Raw genomic sequence first — 18,842 nt, 5'->3', positions numbered from 1 at the left:
TTCTATGTTCTCTGACGATAAATCAAGTGACGGTAGTTTTTTGGGAAACTTCTGGACGAAGGTAGCCCACGGGTTCTCTCCCGCCATTATAGAAGGCGAAACCTGCCAAATTTACCATGAGGGTTCAAATGGGGTCAGTATAGAAATCGAAAAGCTCAACAAATCCTTCGGTGACCATCATGTCCTTAAGGATATCGACCTGTCGATTAAACCAGGGGAGACTTTCTCGATTATCGGTCCTTCCGGCACCGGCAAAAGTCTGTTGCTCAAGCATATCGTTAAACTGATTGAGGCTGACTCTGGTCGGATTATCATCAACGGTCACGACATTGAAGATCCTGAGGCGAGAAATGGTTCCAGTGATTTTCGATATAGTATGGTCTTTCAGTCCTCGGCGCTTTTTAACTCATTGACCGTTGGTGAGAACGTCGGCCTCTGGTTGCGTGAGAAGCGTATCTGTGCCGAAGTTCGAATCCGGCGCATTATCCAGGAAAAGTTGCGCCTGGTTGGGCTGGAGGGGAAAGAAGAGCTGCGCACCTCAGAACTTTCCGGTGGCATGAAGAAAAGGGTGGCCATTGCGAGGTCGCTGGCCATGAACCCTGACTTGATCCTTTATGATGAGCCCACTGCTGAGCTCGACCCGGTGACTTCGGACGAATTGGCTCGGGTTATCATGTCACTTAAGGACAAGGTCAAGCTGACGACTATCATAGTCAGTCATGACCTTAACTTTGCACTCTATCTCTCCGACCGCGTTGCCATGATGCACGATGGTAAAGTCATCGCTCTTGGCACGCCTGAAGAGATCAAGAAGAGCCAGAATCCGATTGTACGAAATTTTATTTATACAACGACCAAAGGTATTCAGGGAGAAGGGGATTAGTATGGGCATGTCAACCGAACAGAAAGTCGGGCTGTTTTTTCTGGCAGCGCTGATCTTGCTGGCCGTAATGATAGAGCTGGTCGAGGACTGGCGTCCCTTTGAGGATCAATACTCTTATGTTGCGCGATTCGACTCAGTTGTTGGCTTAAAGGCGGGAGATCCTGTCCGGGTTGCCGGGGTTAATGTCGGCAAGGTCAAGTTGATCGTTATCGACAGCCAAAAGGTCCGCGTTGACTTCTATGTCAATCGTGTTGACAGCGTCCGCGAAGACTCCAGGGCGCAGATCAGACAGACGAACATGCTGGGAGGAACTTTTCTTGGTCTGGACTTTGGTTCTGCTCAGAGTAAAGTTCTCGAACCCGGCAGTGAAGTTCTTACGGATGAGAATTCTAATATCGACCAGTTGATTACGAATATAGACCGTAACCAGGATCGTATTTTAAGCCCATTAGGCGATATCGTTGAGGACAGTCGGCAACCATTGACTGATGCGATCAACCGCCTCGAACGTATCATGGCCAAGATTGACGAAGGCGAGGGGACTTTGGGGCGATTGGTCAACAATCCTGCTCTTTATGATGAAATAACAGGTGTGTCTGCTAAGCTGAACCTGCTTTTGTCGCGGCTCGATGATGGCGAGGGAACCCTGGGTAAGCTTATGAACGACCCCTCTTTGTACGATAACCTCAACCACACCATGATTAACCTTGTCGAACTGTCAGATCAGATCAACTCAGGACAGGGGACTTTGGGGAAGTTGTTGGCTGATGATCGCCTGTATGAAGAGGTTACCGAAACCATGAGTAACCTTAACAATATCTCAGGCAAAATTAATCAAGGGAAGGGTACGCTTGGCAAGCTTGTTCATGATGACGATCTCTATGTCAATGTCAGTGATAGTATGGCTCGGATCAACAGCATTGCAGCTAAAATTGACGACGGGAAGGGCACCCTGGGGCGCCTGGTGAACGAAGACGACCTCTACCGTGATGCCAAGACGACCTTGCACAAGGTTGAAAAGTCGGTTGACGGCCTCAGTGATACGGGGCCTCTCTCTGCGCTTGGTGTTGTGCTCGGAACTCTTTTTTAGAAAAACACAGGAACCATTGTAGCTTTCACACGGTTATTGCATGGGCTTATATTAACCGTTGCTTTTTCGCTGTTTCTCGTCTTATCGCGGACCTTGGCAATGGTTATAACAGCATCAGTTGCTATGATGTCATTCGCTCCACTACTTCGAGTCTGGGGGGACTTCGTGAAGCGTTTTGTTGCTCTTGGGATAATCGTTCTTTGTTGTTGGCTTTTGAGTGCTCCAGAAGCCCTTGCACTAGAGGAACGACTGATCGCCGTTATAATGACGGATTCGCATCCACGTTATCAGGATGTTCATTCCGCCTTTGCTGAATCTCTCCAGCCTGCCTGCGGTTCTGATTGCCGTATCTATGTACAAACTCCCAATGCTGACACCATGTCTTTGCGTAACAGTGTGCGTAAGGCTGTTGCCTTAGGTGCCAAACTGATTGTCACTTATGGTCCTTCTGCAACTCTTGCTGCGCAGGCTGAATCACTCTCAACTACAACACTCTTCGCCGATGTTTACGATCCTGTCGCCCTTGAAATCGTTTCTGCTGACAAGATGACCGGCCTTAATATGACTGGCGTTCGGGGCGACGCTCCTCTGCAGGCGCTTTTAAAATATTTTCTCGAAGCGACCAAGGCGAACAACCTTGCTGTCCTTTACGATGATGCCAGTCCCGAAGCCAATCGGCAGAAGATTATTCTGCAAGATTATGGTGCGAAAAGAGGGGTTAATGTGAAGTTTTTTCCAGTGGTTGACTTTAAAGACCACGACGCGACATTACAAAATTTGCCTGAAGGCGTTGATGGTCTTTTTCTCGCAGATAGTGAACATAGTGAATCCTATTTTGAGCGCGTCATAGGTCTTGCAGATGAACTTCAGATCCCGGTGTTTACGCAACGCGCAGGAGCTGCAAAAATTGGTGCATTCATGGTTCTGCAAACCAGTGCCGCTGAACAAGGAGAGAAGGTCGCTGAAATGGCGAAAGCTATCCTTGCAGGGAAAAAAGCTGAAGAGATACAAATGTACAAACCGCGCAAGGTCGAGTTTATTGTCAATCTCAAAGCCGCCAATCGTTACAACATCAATGTCCCATTCCAGACCCTCTCTGTTGCCTCCAGTGTTGTCCGTTAATTTCGTTGCAGAGCCTCAAGCCAACCAGTAAAGCAAAGCGGTTAAGGTGAACGCGCTACAGAGTGTGCTGAAAAGGATTGTGCCCGAAACCAAATCCGGACGGGTACCGAAGCGGATGGTGTAGAGAAGCGGTAAAACCGCAGAGGGGGTGCTGGTCTGCAAGATTACGATTTTGCGCGTCAGTCCGTCGAGTCCGAGAAGGCCGACGAGAGCAACAGCCAGCAGGGGGCCAATCAGCAGGCGAATGGCTGTTGAAAGGCCGAAGAAGCCCCAGTTCTCATGGATTTTTACGCGTGAAAGTTGCATGCCGAGCAGTACCAGCATAAGAGGTATGGCGGCCTGCCCTAGCAGCCCTGTGGTGCGCAGGATGAATTCCGGTGGCTGCAAGTGGAATACCTTGCATAGGATCGCAAGAGCAACACCGTAAAAAATTGGTATTTTCAGGGTGTTGTTGAGAGCTGTCTGCCATTTGACCCCTTGACCCTGGGCAATCAGGATCGCCAGGGTGCCCAGCGGGATATTGAAGAGAACAAACAAGACTATGGAAACATCGAGAGAGGCTTCTCCGTAGGCAAAGAAGACGAGTGGCAAACCAAAGTTTCCGATGTTCACCATCGATGTGGTCAAGGTGAAGGCGCGGGTTGTGTCGCTGTCGAATTTACACCATCGGGATGTGAAAAACGCCAGCAGGCAGAGAAGTGCCGTATAGAGAGCCATAAAGAGCGCCAGGCGACCCAACAGGCCACTCTCGACGTGGCTTTTCATCAATGCAGAAAAAACCAATGACGGGGCAAAAAGGTAGAGTACGCTGTTGGCTAACGACTGCAGGTCGGCGCCGGATTTTCGCGCAAAGACAAAACCTGCTGCTGTGATCAGGAAAACAGGTAGTATGACTTGTACAAAAAGCATATATAATGACCTGAAAAGGGTAAACGTGGGTTCGTCAACTTCTGCGAATTTACCATTGATAGTGATTGACCCTAACACACAAAAGCAACGCCTGCCAGAGAGCCGATATGCTTGTTGATGCCGATCACGTCCATGCCGCCCTGCTGGGTTTGCCTCACGTCAAAAGGCTCGCTTCATTATGCCGGAACCGTGGCGCATATATTGTTGGCGGAGCTATTCGTGACGCTCTGCTTGAACACCCGATTAAAGATGTGGACATTATCTTTCCTGAAGACCCGACCGAGCTTGCGAAGAGCTTTGCCAGGCAGTTGAGTGGCAGCTGGTTTTGGCTGGATAAAGACCGTAGGCAAAGTAGAGTTGTCTTCAATGCTGATGTGAACAGCCCTGATTTCGATTTTGCTCCTTTTCGAGCTCCAACCCTTGGCCGGGACCTGCTTGATCGTGACTTCACTATCAACGCGATGGCCATTTCTTTAACAGCAGATTGCATAGAAAATGAACTCGTAGACCCCTTATGTGGAGTGGATGATTTGCGAAATAACGTGCTGCGCATGGTTGGCAGCAGGACGTTTACAAGTGATCCTTTGCGCATTATCAAAGGCATTCGTCATGCAACCGTTCTTGGTGTCGAGCCGGAGCAAGAGACTCTATGCAGTATGCAGCGCGAGGTGACTGGTCTCTATCGGATTGCCGATGAGCGTATCAGGCAGGAGATTTGGGGCATTCTTGCCAGCAAAAATGTTTCTCGGGGCCTTCGACTTCTTTCTTCAAGTCTGGTTGGCAACTACCTGTTTAGCAAAAACTATTCAACCGTAACTGAGGATGTGGTAGATCGCTTTGAGTCCTGTCGTGTTCGGTGGCAGGCTTTAAAACGAGAATGCCCCATTGTTGACGGCTGGCTTGCCAGTGAAGTTGAGCAGGGGCTGAGTTGTGAAACCCTTATTTTGTGGACATTGATGCTTGCCAAAATCGATCAAAGTTTGCCTGCCAGGCTTGCCGATGAGTGGATGTTGAGCCGAAGAGCCCAGACAAATATCAGGGGGCTTGCCGTAATTGACGCCAGAAGTTTGGATGGTCTTGCTAGTGTCTATCATAGTGGACGCGCTTTTGCCCGGTGGGCTTGCAAAACTCGTGTTGACCCCAAATTATTATTGTTGACCCTTGCTGTTCTGGGATCTGATCATCCTATGGATTTAATCGCTTCGTGGGTTCCTTTCGTTGATTCTTTAGAAGGAAAGTCACCGGATGACTATGTAAATGGTCATTGGTTGCGTGCAGAATTAGGCATACAGGATGGCCCTGAAATGACGAGGGCTCTTTCTCTGGTTAGAGAGGCTGAGATTTCAGGCGAGGTCAAGAGTGAGGGGGAAGCCCATAATCTGCTCCTTCGTCATTATAAGAATATGGATTGACAACCCGATTTTTAACGCCCTATAATCACGCCCTGTTTGCGGGAATAACTCAGTGGTAGAGTGTCAGCTTCCCAAGCTGATGGTCGCGGGTTCGAATCCCGTTTCCCGCTCCACTAATAACAAAGGGTTAGGTTGACTCCTGGCTCTTTAGACTCCATCAAGAGAGGTTATCCGGAATGTTCGAGAAGGTACAAATTGCTCCCCCCGATCCGATTCTCGGTTTGACCGAAATGTTCAAGGCCGACCCCAATCCTGACAAGATCAATCTTACCGTCGGCGTTTATCAAGATGCTAATGGCGAGACTCCGGTTCTGGCTACGGTGAAAGAGGCTGAAAAAAGAATCCTTGAACAGGAAAAATCTAAGGGCTATCTGCCAATGACCGGTGAGCCGGCATACTGCGCGCAGGTTCAGGAACTGCTGTTTGGTGAAGGGCACGAAATCATCGCCACCAAACGTGCCGCGACGGCACAATGCCCCGGCGGCACGGGTGCTTTGCGAGTGGCCGGCGACTACCTGCACACACTGCATCCCGGGGCCAAAATATGGCTGAGTAATCCGACCTGGGCTAACCACAACACCATCTTCGCGGCGGCTGGTCTTACCTGCGAAAAATACGACTATCGTGATCCCGTAACCAATGGGCTCGATTTCGACGCTATGTGTGAGTCGATCAAGACCATCCCGAAAGGGGATATTATTCTTCTGCACGGTTGCTGCCACAACCCGACCGGCATCGATCCCACCGTTGAGCAGTGGGCTCTGTTGGGTGATCTGCTGGCGGAGCAGGGTGTGTTGCCTCTGGTCGATTTCGCTTATCAGGGTTTAGGCGCTGGCATAGAGCAAGACCGCGCCGGGTTGCTCGAACTGACCAAGAAAGTCAAACAGATGCTCATCTGTTCGAGCTTCTCGAAAAACTTTGGCCTCTACCGCGAAAGAACCGGGGCCCTGACAGTGGTTGCCGATAGCGCTGATCAGGCTGCTACGGTCATGAGCCAGGTTAAGCTTCGCATCCGCTACAACTATTCGAATCCACCCTCTCATGGCGGGCAGATTGTGGCCACCGTATTGAGCGACAAAGAACTCAAAGCCAGGTGGATCGAGGAAGTCGCCGATATTCGCAATCGGATCAACGAGATGCGCCATCTGTTGGTCAAGACCCTTAAGGAAAAGGGTCTTAAAGAGGATTTCTCGCCGATCATAGAGCAGTGTGGCATGTTCAGTGTTACACGTCTGACCAAGGAGCAGGTTAAAGAGCTGCGCGAGAAATACTCTATCTATATTGTAGACTCTGGACGTATCAATGTCGCTGGGCTGACGCATGACAATATGGATCGTCTCTGTGAAGCCGTTAAAGCTGTTCTTTGATTGTTTTGTCTTCTATAAATAATCGTGCTTGATTCGCGGGAATAACTCAGTGGTAGAGTGTCAGCTTCCCAAGCTGATGGTCGCGGGTTCGAATCCCGTTTCCCGCTCCAGTAAAAACGAAGGGTTAGGTCTGTTGACCTAACCCTTTTTGTTCGTCTTTCAGGATTGACAAGCGGTCTCGTCCTGTTACCTTTTATGCGCCTGATTAATCCTCCACCAGGAGTTGTCTTCAATGAAGAAAAACCTTTTCGTTAGTGTCCTGTTCATTTTGTTTGTCGCTTTGTCCGGGTGCTCGAAAACCCCTGTGATGGCAGATCGTGTGCTTGTTAAAAATGATTCTGATTGGAAGGTTACAGAGGTTAAAGTTCAACATATTCCGACCAATAGAATCGGAGCAGTGAGAGCCATCCTGCCACAGGAATCTCTGGATATAGGCTTCCCCAAACAACCGCTGCTAGCAGATAGAGCAATGATTCGCTGGGTTGATGGCCAAGGTCAGAACAGAAGTGACGTACTGGACATCCCCTACGATACTACCGCAGCGAAAGCAGAAAGAACCATGAGCCTGACATACATCCTTCTTCCGTCTGGGTCTGTGATAGCGCATTTGCAGGATTCAAGCCTTTTAAATTACTAATCAATCATAACTTCATTTTGTCTAAGCTGTAGACCTTCTTGATTATAGAAATTAAAGGGCGCATCAGCATGAAATTGTGTCCCGGAACTTATGATCCTTGATTGTATCTTTGCTGTATTTTGTTAATATGAAAATGTCACAAATACTTAATATGCTTGGAGTTGAGCCGTCTCGCAGGGCATTTGACGTTTTTCTTCGTTCACTTTTGTAATCTTTTTTGTTTTCCAGACACATAGGTTGTGATGCATCAAATCGCCTGCCATGAATGTGACCTGATTCACGAAATTCCCCCCATGCCAAGCCGCGCGGCAGCGGTCTGTGTCCGTTGTGGTTGTGTATTGTTCCGAGCTAAAAATGACAGCATCGACCGTACCCTTGCCTGGACATTCGCTGGATTGGTCCTTTATTCCGTCGCCGTCAGTTTTCCGTTCCTTGCTATGAAAAATGGCCCGATTGGTAATGAAACAGGGCTTCTTACCGGGATTGAGTTTCTCTATCGCCAGGGAATGATCCCTCTCGCCGCTCTGGTCCTGCTGACTTGCATTCTGATACCACTGATCCAGATGCTCGGTCTTCTCTATATTTTTATCCCCCTGAAACTCAACTTTCGAGTCAAGTACGCGATCCCCGTCTTTCGTTTATTTAAACATATCAAGCCATGGAGCATGATGGAGATTTACATGCTTGGGATTCTGGTCTCCATTGTCAAGTTGGGCAAGATGGCAACGATCGTGCCGGGGTTGGCCGTTATCGCTTTCGGCATACTGATCTTTGTTCTGAATTTTGCGCTTTCTGCTGTGGATGAGCATATGGTCTGGGAGAAACTGGGAGGGGAATCATGAATATAACTCACTCCTCGGCCCGTAAACTAGGGCTGGTCAGTTGCCAGGCCTGCCACCTGCTCAGTCGTACACCAAAAACACGTTCTCATGAAGCCGCTTATTGCCCACGCTGTGGCGAGGAATTGCACCCACGCAAGCCGAACAGCCTCCTGCGGACCTGGGCCCTTGTGATTGCTGCCATGGTTTTCTACGTCCCGGCTAACGTCTTGCCGATGACGATTACTTCAGCTTTAGGCAGCGTGTCGGCTGATACTATTATGAGCGGTGTAATCTATTTCATGCAGCACGGCTCCTGGGAAATCGCCCTGGTGATTTTCACTGCGAGTGTTTTTGTACCATTTTTGAAGTTTGGTATCCTTATCTACCTGTTGCTTTCGGTGCAGTTCAAGTCGATAAAGCGGCCTAAAGATCGCACCCGACTTTACCGATTTACGGAAGCAATAGGCCGTTGGTCGATGCTTGATATCTATGTTGTAACCATTCTGGTTGCCTTGGTTAAACTCGGCTTTCTGGCAGATATCGAAGCCGGCCCGGCTGCCATCTATTTTGCCGCTGTTGTTGTAACCACCATGATCGCTGCAGAGAGTTTTGACCCGCGGCTGATCTGGGATGTTGTGGAGGACAAATCATGAGTGAAGGGGATTCTGGGGTGAACCATGTAGAACGAGCGCCTGAAGCACAGGTGCAGACCAAGCGCAGTTTTTCGATCATCTGGGTGGTGCCGATTATCGCCCTGCTGATTGGCGGTTGGCTGACCTTCAAGGCAATGTCTGAAAAAGGTCCCGAGATTACAATCACCTTTGAAACTGCCGATGGCCTTGTGGCGGGAAAGACCACGGTTAAATTCAAGGATGTCGACGTTGGCAAAGTGACCAACCTCGAACTGAATGACGATGCAAGCGGGGTTGTCGCTACCGTTGAGATGGCCAATAATGCCAGTTCTTATCTGACCGACAAAACCCAATTCTGGGTGGTCCGCGCCAAGGTGGCTGCTGGTGAAATCTCTGGGCTGGGGACTCTCTTGTCTGGAGCTTATATCGGTTGCAACCCGTCAACCGAAGGAAAGAAGCAAACTCATTACAAGGGGCTGGAAAAACCACCGATTTTGACCGCAGATCTTCCTGGTCGTCATTTTGTCCTTAAATCAAAAGAACTCGGATCACTTGATCTAGGCTCGCCAATTTACTACCGTGGCATCAAGGTTGGCCAAGTGGTTGACTACGATTTTGATGAAACGGCCGAGGCTGTTCTCTTTAAAATTTTCATTAGCGACCCTTTTGACAAGAAGGTAACGAACAATACACGCTTCTGGAACGCCAGTGGCGTCGATTTTACTATGGACGCTACCGGCATTAAGATGGATACGCAATCCCTGGTTTCGATCATGTTGGGAGGGGTCGCCTTCGACCTGCCTGAACATGCGAAACAGGGGGAACCGGCCGAAGAGGACAAGGATTTTTTGCTTTACGAGGACCGGGTAGCCAGTAACGAAGTGACCTACAACATCAGGCAATATTACCTGATGTATTTTGAGCAGAGCGTCCGTGGCCTGTCGCCAGGAGCCCCGGTCGAAATCCTTGGGATCAAGGTTGGCGAAGTGGTCAAGGTTGAACTGCAGTTTGATCAGACCACTCTCGAATTCCTGATTCCTGTTCTGGTGTATCTTGAGCCTGAGCGTTTGAACCTTCTGATAACAGAAGAGGGTAAAGTTGTCCGGGGTACAGCCAAAGCTGATGAAATTGAAGCGAATAAAAAGGACAAGCAGGGGGAGAACAAGGTGGTAAAGGAGTTGGTCGCAAGAGGCTTCCGTGCCCAACTAAAAACAGGGAACCTTTTGACCGGTCAGCTTTATGTCGACCTCGCGAGTTATCCTGATGCGCCGCCGAAAGAGTTAAGGACTGAAGAAGGCTATACGGTTTTCCCGACAATCCCCGCGCCGTTTGAGCAGATTGTCAACCGGGTTGATAATATCCTTAAAAAGGTTGAGAAGGTACCCTTTGACAAGATTGGCATGGATTTGCAGGTCGCTGTCAACTCGTTGACCAAAACCCTCGATGAGATCAAGGATATGTCGGGGAACATCAACCAGGAGACGATTCCCAAAATCAACACTGCGCTTGACCAAATGCAGGAAGCAATGGAGGGCGTGGAATCAACCCTGGGGCCGGACTCTGCGTTGAGCTACAACGCTCGGCAGGTCACCAATGAACTATCGATGGCGATCCGATCCATTCGATCGTTGCTGGAGTATCTGGAGCGTGACCCACAAGCATTGCTCCTTGGCAAAGAGGGAGACAAGAAATGATCGGTAAGACTATGAATAAATGGACGCTTTTGGTTTGTTGCTTGCTCTTGCTGGCCGGTTGTATCGGGCGCAAGTCTCCAGAGGTCACCTACTATAGCCTTTTGACCATGGAGCAGTTGGGCGAAGTGCAGGCGATAGCCTCTCATCCAGAGCTAAGGCTGGGAGTTGGCCCTGTTACAATCCCGGAGAGTCTGAAGCGTTCACAGATCGCAACCCGTCAGCATGGTAATCAGCATGCCTTTGATGAGTTCAACCGTTGGGCCGGAGTGCTGGAGAAGGATTTGACTTCAGTGCTGGGTGACAACCTCGGTGACTTGCTTGGGGTCGAGAAGGTCGGTCATTTCCCTTGGATGCATTATTTCAAACCGACTTATCGGGTTGTTGTTGATGTGGTGCGGTTGGATGGTGCTCTTGATGGCGAAGCCGTTTTAAGTGCACGCTGGGCGGTGGCTGATTCCGACGGTAAAGAGTTTCTTGCCGGTGGTAAAAGCGATTATCGTCTACCTCTGCAGGGATCTGACTATGCTGCCCTGGTTAAGGCGGAGAGTCTCTTGGTCGCTGAATTAAGCAATAAGGTCGCAGGAGAGATTAACGACCTGCTTAAGGGGCGGTAGGAGAGAACCTCTACTGTTATCTTTCTGGGCGTACGTATTAAAACCTTACCAGGGGGAGAGTGTAGAACAGGATTCCAGTTTTAACTGGAATCCTGTCTCTTTATCTGCTTTATTATCCACCTGCGGTTGCCTGCTTTTGCGGCGCCGTGGTAATTTGACTATACGGAGTTTTTCTATGTGTCCAGAAATTAAATGCCCGCAGTGTCGCCAACCAGTGGCCTGGCAAGACAATCCTGACCGGCCGTTCTGTTCCGAGCGCTGTCGGTTGATTGATCTCGGGCAGTGGGCTGATGAATCCTACCGTATTAAAGGGCCATCACAGGAGACTTTGTCCGAGGACAATGTCATCGACTTTTATAAAGAAAAACAATCGATTGAAAGGTCATAATCAATGTATCGCTTGATGATAAAAACTTCTTTCGCCGCCGCTCACAATCTCATCAACTACCAAGGTGATTGCGAGAATCTGCATGGCCACAACTGGCGCGTCGAAGTTGTTGTTGCTGCAAAAGAGCTTGATAAGGCCGGCCTCGGCATCGACTTCAAAATTCTCAAGAAGCAAACCAATAGCCTGCTCGACGAGTTGGACCACAAATACCTGAACGACCTGACCCCCTTCCAAAACGACAGCCCTTCATCGGAGAATATTAGTCGCTATCTTTTTGAGCGTCTAAGCGAGACCTTAAATAACGAAAACATCGCCGTTGAGAAGATTAATGTCTGGGAATCGGAGAACGCCTGTGCCAGTTACTCCCTCGATTAATGCCCCATTAATCGAAGTCTTCTCTTCTATGCAAGGGGAGGGCGTAATGATCGGTTGTCGCCAGATTTTCGTACGCTTTGCTGAATGCAACCTGGCCTGCGAGTACTGCGACACGCCTTTTCATGGCGGCCCGACCTGCCAGATCGAGGCGGTGCCGGGTTCAGGTCAATTCAATAGCCATGACAACCCGGTCTGTATGGCCGAAATCACCCGGTTGATCTCACATTGGCAGCATGTCACCAACAATGTGCACCACTCCCTTGCGCTCACCGGCGGCGAGCCACTTCTTCATGCTGACCTTCTAAAACACTGGCTTCCTGTTGTTATCTCTATCCTTCCTGTCTTTCTTGAAACCAATGGGACTCTGCCTGCGGAGCTTGAGAAGATTCTGCCGCTGTTAGATTGGATCTCAATGGACATCAAAGGGTCTGCTGTGACAGGAGTGCCGACCCCTTGGGCTGACCATGCAGATTTTTTGTCAATCTCTGGCGATCGATTGTGTCATGTGAAGTTTGTCATCGACCAAAGCACGACAGAGGACGAACTGCTGGAAGCTGCAAGGCTCGTTAATCGCCATGCTCCGACAACACCCTTTGTCCTGCAGCCACGCACAATCGCTTCAAATCCTGTCCTGGATGGTACAGCCCTGATGAAATTACAGGTCCTTGCATCTGCAGAGCATCGGGACGTTCGTATTATCCCTCAAATCCACCCTTGGTTGGGTGTCGATTAAAACTTCCTCTCTCTTGACCTCCTGCTTTAATCGTATATTATTAATAAATAAGTAAACTACCGATACTAAAGATTTATTACTTTCAGCTTGCATAGAATAGTCTGATTGCCAATGTAGCGCGAGTCGTTAGCGTTTTCGAAGGCTCTGGCTTTTCTCACTGTCAGTGTTGTGACGGATATTAAATGTTTACCTTGATTATTGCTTCAGGAGGCCCTCAATGAAATTTTCTAAATGGCGGATCGCTTCCCTTTCGGTTCTCTGTATATTCCTCGCACCGTTTATTGTTGCCGAGGAAACCCTGCTCGCAAAAGTTTACCGTGATTATCCCGGTTATATCGAATCCCCAACCTGTAGAAAGCCCGAAAAAGCTCCTGACGTTGTTAATCAACCTGCCGCGAGGAACCATTCTCCTGAAGTGGCTGCGGCAGAAGAATCCACAGCCAAGAGGCGTGCAAAAAAAGTTTATCGAGATTATCCTGCCTATCTTGAAACGCCGACCTGCATAAATCCTCGTATGGCTCCTTCATATATCGCACAACCTGACGTGAAGAAGGATGATGCAGCTGAGCAACTTGCAGCTGAGCAACTTGCAGCTGAGCAACTTGCAGCTGAGCAACTTGCAGCTGAGCAACTTGCAGCTGAGCAACTTGCAGCTGAGCAACTTGCAGCTGAGCAACTTGCAGCCGAGCAACTTGCAGCTGAGCAACTTGCAGCCGAGAAACTTGCAGCCGAGAAACTTGCAGCCGAGAAACTTGCAGCCGAGAAACTTGCAGCCGAGAAACTTGCAGCCGAGAAACTTGCATTTGAGAAACTTGCATCTGAGAACCTTGCAGCTGAGCAACTTGCAGCTGAGCAACTTGCAGCTGAGCAACTTGCAGCTGAGCAACTTGCAGCTGAGCAACTTGCAGCCGAGCAACTTGCCGCCGAGCAACTTGCCGCCGAGCAACTTGCAGCTGAGCAACTTGCAGCTGAGCAACTTGCAGCTGAGCAACTTGCTGCTGAGCAACTTGCTGCTGAGCAACTTGCTGCTGAGAAACTTGCAGCTGAGAAGCTTGCAGCTGAGAAGCTTGCAGCTGAGAAGCTTGCAGCTGAGAAGCTTGCAGCTGAGAAGCTTGCAGCTGAGAAACTTGCAGCTGAGCAACTTGCAGCTGAGCAACTTGCTGCTGAGAAACTTGCTGCTGAGAAACTTGCTGCTGAGAAACTTGCTGCTGAGAAACTTGCTGCTGAGAAACTTGCTGCTGAGAAACTTGCTGCTGAGAAACTTGCTGCTGAGAAACTTGCTGCTGAGACTTTGCAGAAAGCTTCTGTCGTACAACAAGTTGAAACGACGCCCGGTAGGGTTGTAATCGAATCTGATGGCTTAATTGAGACGTTTCAGTATTTTACCCTTACAGATCCACCGCGATTGGTTGTTGATATTTACAACCTGGAACCTTCCTTTGATGAGCGCACATTTTATGCCATTAATGGCTTCAATCAAATACGCCTTGGAACACACGCCAATAAGGTTCGGGTGGTGTTTGATGCAAGTGAATCAACATTACCGGAATATAAAGTTGAAAATCGTCCAGAGGGCATCGTTGTCTCTTGGGATGAACCAGAATCGACTTTAATTGCCGAAGCACAGGCTGTTGTCATTGATAATTCAGAACCAGAGCAAGCCGAAGCTGACAAGGTTGCGGCTGTTAACCTGGCTGAAGAGCAAGCCGAAGCTGACAAGGTTGCTGCCGCTAAGCTGGCTGCTGAGCAAGCCGAAGCTGACAAGGTTGCGGCTGCTAAACTGGCGGCTGAGAAAGCCGAAGCTGACAAGGTTGCTGCCGCTAAGCTGGCTGCTGAGCAAGCCGAAGCTGATAAGGTTGCTGCTGCTAAACTGGCGGCTGAGAAAGCCGAAGCTGACAAGGTTGCTGCTGCTAAACTGGCTGCTGAGCAAGCCGAAGCTGACAAGGTTGCGGCTGCTAAAATGGCTGCTGAGCAAGCCGAAGCTGACAAGGTTGCTGCTGCTAAACTGGCTGCTGAGCAAGCCGAAGCTGACAAGGTTGCTGCTGCTAAACTGGCTGCTGAGAAAGCAAAAGCTGACAAGGTTGCTGCTGCTAAACTGGCTGCTGAGAAAGCCGAAGCTGATAAGGTTGCTGCTGCTAAACTGGCTGCTGAGAAAGCCGAAGCTGATAAGGTTGCTGCCGCTAAGCTGGCTGCTGAGCAAGCCGAAGCTGAAAAGGTTGCGGCTCAAATTCAACATGCTGCGGAAGAAGAGGGCAAACAAGAGATTCGTCTGTCCCCGCGCTTCCCCTCATTCGACGCGACACTACAGGCGTCTGATCTGGCGATGCTTGAACAACTCGCCGAGCAACTTAAATCACAGAAATTGGCCAGAGTTGACGTAGTCGGGCATTCCGACAATCTGCCGATCGTCGAACGAAGTCGACATATCTTTGCCGACAATCTCGCCTTGTCCGAGGCTCGAGCCCGCAATGTCGTCGAGTACTTGCAAAATCAGCTTGGAGTGCCGCCTGAAGTCATCAACTTGCGTGGCCTTGGCGATAGCATGCCAATGGCTGACAATTCTACTGAAGCCGGTAGAGCGCTTAATCGCCGCGTTGAAGTTTCTTTGATCACCGAACCAGTTAACACAACAAACCAGCAGGAGTTAGCAAAAGACACGGATGCCGTTCAACGCAATGAGATAACGGGTCTAAGCCCTGCTGAAAGAGACATTGTAGCCACTAACTAAATGCAATTTCTAACCCATTAAGAGCGGCGAAAGCCGCTCTTTTCTTTTGAGGTCAGGATGATTATTGAAGAGCTAACCTCTCAGGCCTTTCTGGAGGGCCTGACAAAAACCGAGACGGTCTTGGTCCCGGTTGGTGCTACAGAAGGGCATGGAGCGCATCTTCCGCTGGGTACAGATAGTTTCCAGGCGCTTGATGTCTGTCGACGCCTGGCTGAGCGGCGCTCTCTTTTTGTTGCTCCGCCAATCCCTTATGGAGTCTGTCGCTCTACATCCCAGCACCCGGGAACCTTGAGCATCCGCACTGAAACCCTGAAGAGTTTACTGATGGATGTCGTAGAAGCTCTCTATCGACAGAACTTGCGTAATTTTGTTGTTCTTTCAGGGCATGCCGGCGGGACCCACAATGCCGTCCTTATTGATGCCGGGGAATGTTTGCTGTCACGACTTCCCGAAGCGAAAATTGCCGTGGTCACCGAGTATGATCTGGCTGCAGAGGAGGGGAAGGGGTTGATCGAAACGGTCGGAGATTCACATGCTGGTGAGATTGAGGCTTCAAGAATCCTCGCCACAAGACCTCACCTGGTTAAAGAAGGAGCCGTTGAGGCCTATCCTGCCTTTCCAAAGCATATTTTGGTGCGCAACAAGCGGGCTTATTGGCCAAGCGCTGTTTGGGGAGACCCGAGTAAGGCGAGCGCGGAGAAGGGCCGGAAGATTGAAGAAGTCGTTGTGGATGCCTTGGAACGGTTGGTCGTTGAATTGGAAGAATTTGTTGAGCCTGCCGGTTGTTGATTTAGGGGACACAAGATGAGTGCCATTTTGACCCTGAATTTACTTACGTTTAATCACATCGTTCAGTGCCTTGAGAAGCTTAACAATGTCCACATTGTGGACCCCCGCACCATGCTCAACCTCCTCGTAATCAGCGATCTGGCATTCCATGCAATCCAAACCAAAAGAACGAAAGACCTCAATTGTCTGAGGATAACTTGAGATAATGTCGGAAATAATCATTTCACGTGTAATCATGCAACCTCCTCAACTTTTCAGTTTCTTCCAACCCCTAGCCCCCAGCCTCAGCCTTCAACTAAACTTCTCTGCCAAAGCTTTCCTGACAACGGGCGGGACCAGGCTCTCAACAGGACCTTTCAGACTGGCGACTTCTTTGACAATCGATGAACTAAGGTATCCGTATGGTACAGATGTCATCATAAAAACTGTTTCCACTTCACTTTTCAGGTTGTGATTCATCTGGGCTATCTGGAATTCGTATTCGAAGTCAGACACGGCTCGCAAACCTCGCAGAATCACTTTAGCCCCTTTGGAAACCACATAATCAACCAACAGTCCTTCAAAGGTATCGACTTTGACGCGTGGATTATCACCAAGCGCCTCCCTGATGTGTCTGATGCGTTCTTCGGTGGAGAAGAGTCCCTTTTTGCCTGAATTGCGGGCTACGGCAATAATTATCTTATCGAAAACGTCCAGTCCTCGTTCTATGATATCGAGGTGGCCGTAAGTAATTGGGTCAAAAGAGCCTGGATATACGGCTATTTTCTCATTCATCACATTCCCTCATCAGTCTATGAGCATAAAAGTTTATCATAATTGTGCCGTAACGGCGTTGATCGATTCGTTGGAGGTTGCCGACGCTCTCCGGCAAGATTTCTCTGGAACCCGTCTCAGCGCAAATAATGCCGTCATTGCTGAGGATACCCTGCTTCTCAATCTCTAACAATGCCTGCTCTGCCAACCCTTGAAAGTAGGGGGGGTCGAGAAAAATCAAGTCAAATGAAGCTGCAGTGAATTCATGCAGACTGCGTAGCGCGTCCTTGATGTACAGAGTTGTCTTTTTTTCCAGTTTGCAGAGATTTAGATTCTTTCGAAGAACCAGTTCTGCGGCACGATCCTTTTCGACCAGACATGCCGAGGCAGCGCCGCGACTGAGAGCTTCTATTGCCAATGCCCCCGAGCCTGCGAAGAGGTCCAGGACTTTAATGCCGGAAAAACTTCCTAATTTACTCTGCAGAATGCTGAAAAGGGCTTCACGTACCCGGTCTGGTGTAGGGCGCACATCACGGCCTTCGAACATTGTTAATCGTCTGCCGCGTGAAGTTCCGGCAATAACCCTCATGGAAACACCTCTGCGAAAGCCACTAAGATAGCGTAAACTATGAAAAGGACTAGCACAATCATGTCACACGGTCAAGCTAAGTCAGGCGGAATCGGTCTTGACAGATGGACGGTTGCATGGCTTAAATAAACTCTGATTCAGTGATGGATCAACAACTGGAGGCTTGAATGGAAAGACCGGACCTGGCAGGTTATGCCGCGCAAAGTGAAACCTCACTTGGACGAAGATACCCTGAGGTCTATAAGGATGATCGGCCGGCTTATGAACGCGATCGTGATCGCATCATCCATTGTGCCGCCTTCAGGCGTCTGGAATATAAAACTCAGGTTTTTGTTAACCATGAAGGGGATTATTACCGAACTCGCCTGACTCATTCGTTGGAAGTCGCCCAGATCGGCCGAGGTATTGCCCGGCGCTTGAAACTCAACGAAGACCTGGTGGAGACCCTGGCCCTGGCTCATGACCTTGGTCATACACCTTTCGGCCATACCGGCGAAGATGTATTGAATCGCCTGATGTCTCCCTACGGTGGCTTCGAACACAATCGTCAGTCGTTACGGGTCGTTGAGAACCTTGAAGAGCGCTACCCTGATTTTAACGGTTTAAACCTGAGCTGGGAGGCCCGCGAAGGGATCATCAAACACTCCTCTGACTACGATCTCCCTGATGGCTCGGGCTACGAGGAGTATCGACCGGACTTAAGACCCACACTGGAAGCCCAGATCATCGATCTGGCCGACGAAATTGCTTACAATAATCATGACATTGATGATGGCCTCAAGGCTCGTTACCTGACGCCTGAGGCCTTGATGAAGGTTGATCTCTGGGCTGACATATATGCCAGAGTGAAAGAGAAATATCCTTCTCTACCTGAAGATCGTCAGATCCTGCAAACGATCAGTCATTTGATCGGCCATCTGATCATGGACCTCGTAGATCAGACCAGGAAGAATATTTCAGAGGCGGGGATAACCACTCAGGAAGCGGTGCGTACACATTCTGGAAATCTGGTGATGTTCAGCAGCGAGACAGCGGCGCGTAACCGTGAATTGAAAAGGTTTCTCTATAAAAACCTCTACAGACATTACAAGGTGGAACGGATGCGCATCAAGGCGGAGCGCTTCCTGACCATGCTTTTTGAGAACTACTTGCAGAACCCGACACTCTTGCCGTCGAGCTACCAGGACAAGTATGAGCGGTATGGACGGGAGCGAGTTGTCTGTGACTATATTGCCGGAATGACCGATCGTTATGCTCTGGACGAATACAAACGCCTCTTTGACCCTTACGAAAGGGTCTGAGCCGA

Annotated in this window: 20 protein-coding genes and 2 tRNA genes; 18 read left to right on the top strand and 4 right to left on the bottom strand. The window is 49.5% G+C overall.

Annotation, left to right across the window (positions count from 1 at the left end):
• Positions 1–4 precede the first annotated feature (4 nt).
• The 3 genes from P9J64_02750 to P9J64_02740 all read left to right on the top strand — a co-directional run bounded on the left by P9J64_02750 (position 5) and on the right by P9J64_02740 (position 3,095).
• On the top strand, positions 5–883 hold the full coding sequence (locus P9J64_02750; GenBank protein MDG5467236.1) for an ABC transporter ATP-binding protein: 879 nt from the start codon (positions 5–7) through the stop codon (positions 881–883).
• A gap of 1 nt (position 884) precedes the next feature.
• Positions 885–1,973 carry an MlaD family protein gene (locus P9J64_02745; GenBank protein ID MDG5467235.1) on the top strand — a complete coding sequence of 363 codons (1,089 nt, stop codon included), beginning with the start codon at positions 885–887 and terminating at the stop codon, positions 1,971–1,973.
• A gap of 165 nt (positions 1,974–2,138) precedes the next feature.
• Entirely contained in the window at positions 2,139–3,095 is a 957-nt protein-coding gene (locus tag P9J64_02740) for an ABC transporter substrate binding protein (GenBank protein MDG5467234.1), read from the top strand.
• Positions 3,096–3,110: 15 nt separating this feature from the next.
• Here P9J64_02740 and P9J64_02735 read toward each other — a convergent pair whose 3' ends face one another.
• A complete protein-coding gene (locus P9J64_02735) occupies positions 3,111–4,004 on the bottom strand; it encodes an AEC family transporter (GenBank protein ID MDG5467233.1) in 894 nt (297 codons plus the stop codon).
• Between the two features lie 107 nt (positions 4,005–4,111).
• Between P9J64_02735 and P9J64_02730 the strand changes: the two genes are divergently transcribed.
• From P9J64_02730 to P9J64_02665, 14 genes are all read left to right on the top strand, one after another.
• A complete protein-coding gene (locus tag P9J64_02730) occupies positions 4,112–5,416 on the top strand; it encodes a hypothetical protein (protein MDG5467232.1) in 1,305 nt (434 codons plus the stop codon).
• Positions 5,417–5,454: 38 nt separating this feature from the next.
• Positions 5,455–5,529: transfer RNA gene (locus P9J64_02725), tRNA-Gly, on the top strand.
• Between the two features lie 63 nt (positions 5,530–5,592).
• Positions 5,593–6,783: an aspartate/tyrosine/aromatic aminotransferase gene (locus P9J64_02720; GenBank protein MDG5467231.1), complete on the top strand. Its 1,191-nt coding sequence runs from the start codon at positions 5,593–5,595 to the stop codon at positions 6,781–6,783.
• Positions 6,784–6,818: 35 nt separating this feature from the next.
• A tRNA-Gly gene (locus P9J64_02715) sits at positions 6,819–6,893 on the top strand.
• A gap of 122 nt (positions 6,894–7,015) precedes the next feature.
• Complete coding sequence (locus tag P9J64_02710; protein ID MDG5467230.1) at positions 7,016–7,420, top strand: hypothetical protein; 405 nt, start codon at positions 7,016–7,018, stop codon at positions 7,418–7,420.
• Positions 7,421–7,662: 242 nt separating this feature from the next.
• Positions 7,663–8,262, top strand: coding sequence for a paraquat-inducible protein A (locus P9J64_02705; GenBank protein MDG5467229.1), 600 nt, complete (start codon positions 7,663–7,665; stop codon positions 8,260–8,262).
• Positions 8,259–8,894 carry a paraquat-inducible protein A gene (locus P9J64_02700; GenBank protein MDG5467228.1) on the top strand — a complete coding sequence of 212 codons (636 nt, stop codon included), beginning with the start codon at positions 8,259–8,261 and terminating at the stop codon, positions 8,892–8,894. The genes P9J64_02705 and P9J64_02700 overlap by 4 nt, the downstream gene beginning before the upstream one ends.
• A complete protein-coding gene (locus P9J64_02695) occupies positions 8,891–10,567 on the top strand; it encodes an MlaD family protein (protein ID MDG5467227.1) in 1,677 nt (558 codons plus the stop codon). The genes P9J64_02700 and P9J64_02695 overlap by 4 nt, the downstream gene beginning before the upstream one ends.
• Positions 10,564–11,181 (top strand): PqiC family protein, encoded by a 618-nt coding sequence (locus tag P9J64_02690; GenBank protein MDG5467226.1) that lies wholly within the window; start codon positions 10,564–10,566, stop codon positions 11,179–11,181. The genes P9J64_02695 and P9J64_02690 overlap by 4 nt, the downstream gene beginning before the upstream one ends.
• Positions 11,182–11,356: 175 nt before the next feature.
• The gene (locus P9J64_02685; GenBank protein ID MDG5467225.1) at positions 11,357–11,569 is read left to right on the top strand and encodes a DNA gyrase inhibitor YacG; all 213 of its coding nucleotides are present in this window, start codon (positions 11,357–11,359) and stop codon (positions 11,567–11,569) included.
• Positions 11,570–11,572: 3 nt separating this feature from the next.
• A complete protein-coding gene (queD, locus tag P9J64_02680; GenBank protein ID MDG5467224.1) occupies positions 11,573–11,944 on the top strand; it encodes a 6-carboxytetrahydropterin synthase QueD in 372 nt (123 codons plus the stop codon).
• A 28-nt stretch (positions 11,945–11,972) separates the two neighbouring features.
• Positions 11,973–12,677: a 7-carboxy-7-deazaguanine synthase QueE gene (locus P9J64_02675; protein ID MDG5467223.1), complete on the top strand. Its 705-nt coding sequence runs from the start codon at positions 11,973–11,975 to the stop codon at positions 12,675–12,677.
• 217 nt (positions 12,678–12,894) lie between these two features.
• A complete protein-coding gene (locus P9J64_02670; GenBank protein MDG5467222.1) occupies positions 12,895–15,405 on the top strand; it encodes an OmpA family protein in 2,511 nt (836 codons plus the stop codon).
• Positions 15,406–15,462: 57 nt separating this feature from the next.
• A complete protein-coding gene (locus tag P9J64_02665; GenBank protein MDG5467221.1) occupies positions 15,463–16,194 on the top strand; it encodes a creatininase family protein in 732 nt (243 codons plus the stop codon).
• Between the two features lie 39 nt (positions 16,195–16,233).
• Here the strand turns inward: P9J64_02665 and P9J64_02660 are convergent, their stop codons facing one another.
• The 3 genes from P9J64_02660 to rsmD are packed head-to-tail and all read right to left on the bottom strand — an operon-like array spanning position 16,234 to position 17,536.
• A complete protein-coding gene (locus P9J64_02660) occupies positions 16,234–16,431 on the bottom strand; it encodes a DUF1858 domain-containing protein (protein ID MDG5467220.1) in 198 nt (65 codons plus the stop codon).
• Positions 16,432–16,485: 54 nt separating this feature from the next.
• Entirely contained in the window at positions 16,486–16,968 is a 483-nt protein-coding gene (gene coaD / locus P9J64_02655) for a pantetheine-phosphate adenylyltransferase (GenBank protein MDG5467219.1), read from the bottom strand.
• Positions 16,961–17,536 carry a 16S rRNA (guanine(966)-N(2))-methyltransferase RsmD gene (gene rsmD / locus P9J64_02650; GenBank protein MDG5467218.1) on the bottom strand — a complete coding sequence of 192 codons (576 nt, stop codon included), beginning with the start codon at positions 17,534–17,536 and terminating at the stop codon, positions 16,961–16,963. The genes coaD and rsmD overlap by 8 nt, the downstream gene beginning before the upstream one ends.
• A 167-nt stretch (positions 17,537–17,703) precedes the next feature.
• On the opposite strand from rsmD, the gene P9J64_02645 reads away from it, so the two are divergent.
• Positions 17,704–18,837, top strand: coding sequence for a deoxyguanosinetriphosphate triphosphohydrolase (locus P9J64_02645; protein ID MDG5467217.1), 1,134 nt, complete (start codon positions 17,704–17,706; stop codon positions 18,835–18,837).
• Positions 18,838–18,842 lie beyond the last annotated feature (5 nt).

This window comes from Deltaproteobacteria bacterium IMCC39524 (genome assembly GCA_029667085.1).
Taxonomy (GTDB): domain Bacteria; phylum Desulfobacterota; class Desulfuromonadia; order Desulfuromonadales; family BM103; genus M0040.
Note: the sequence above shows the minus strand (reverse complement) of the source record. Positions and strands in the feature narration are given on the sequence as shown.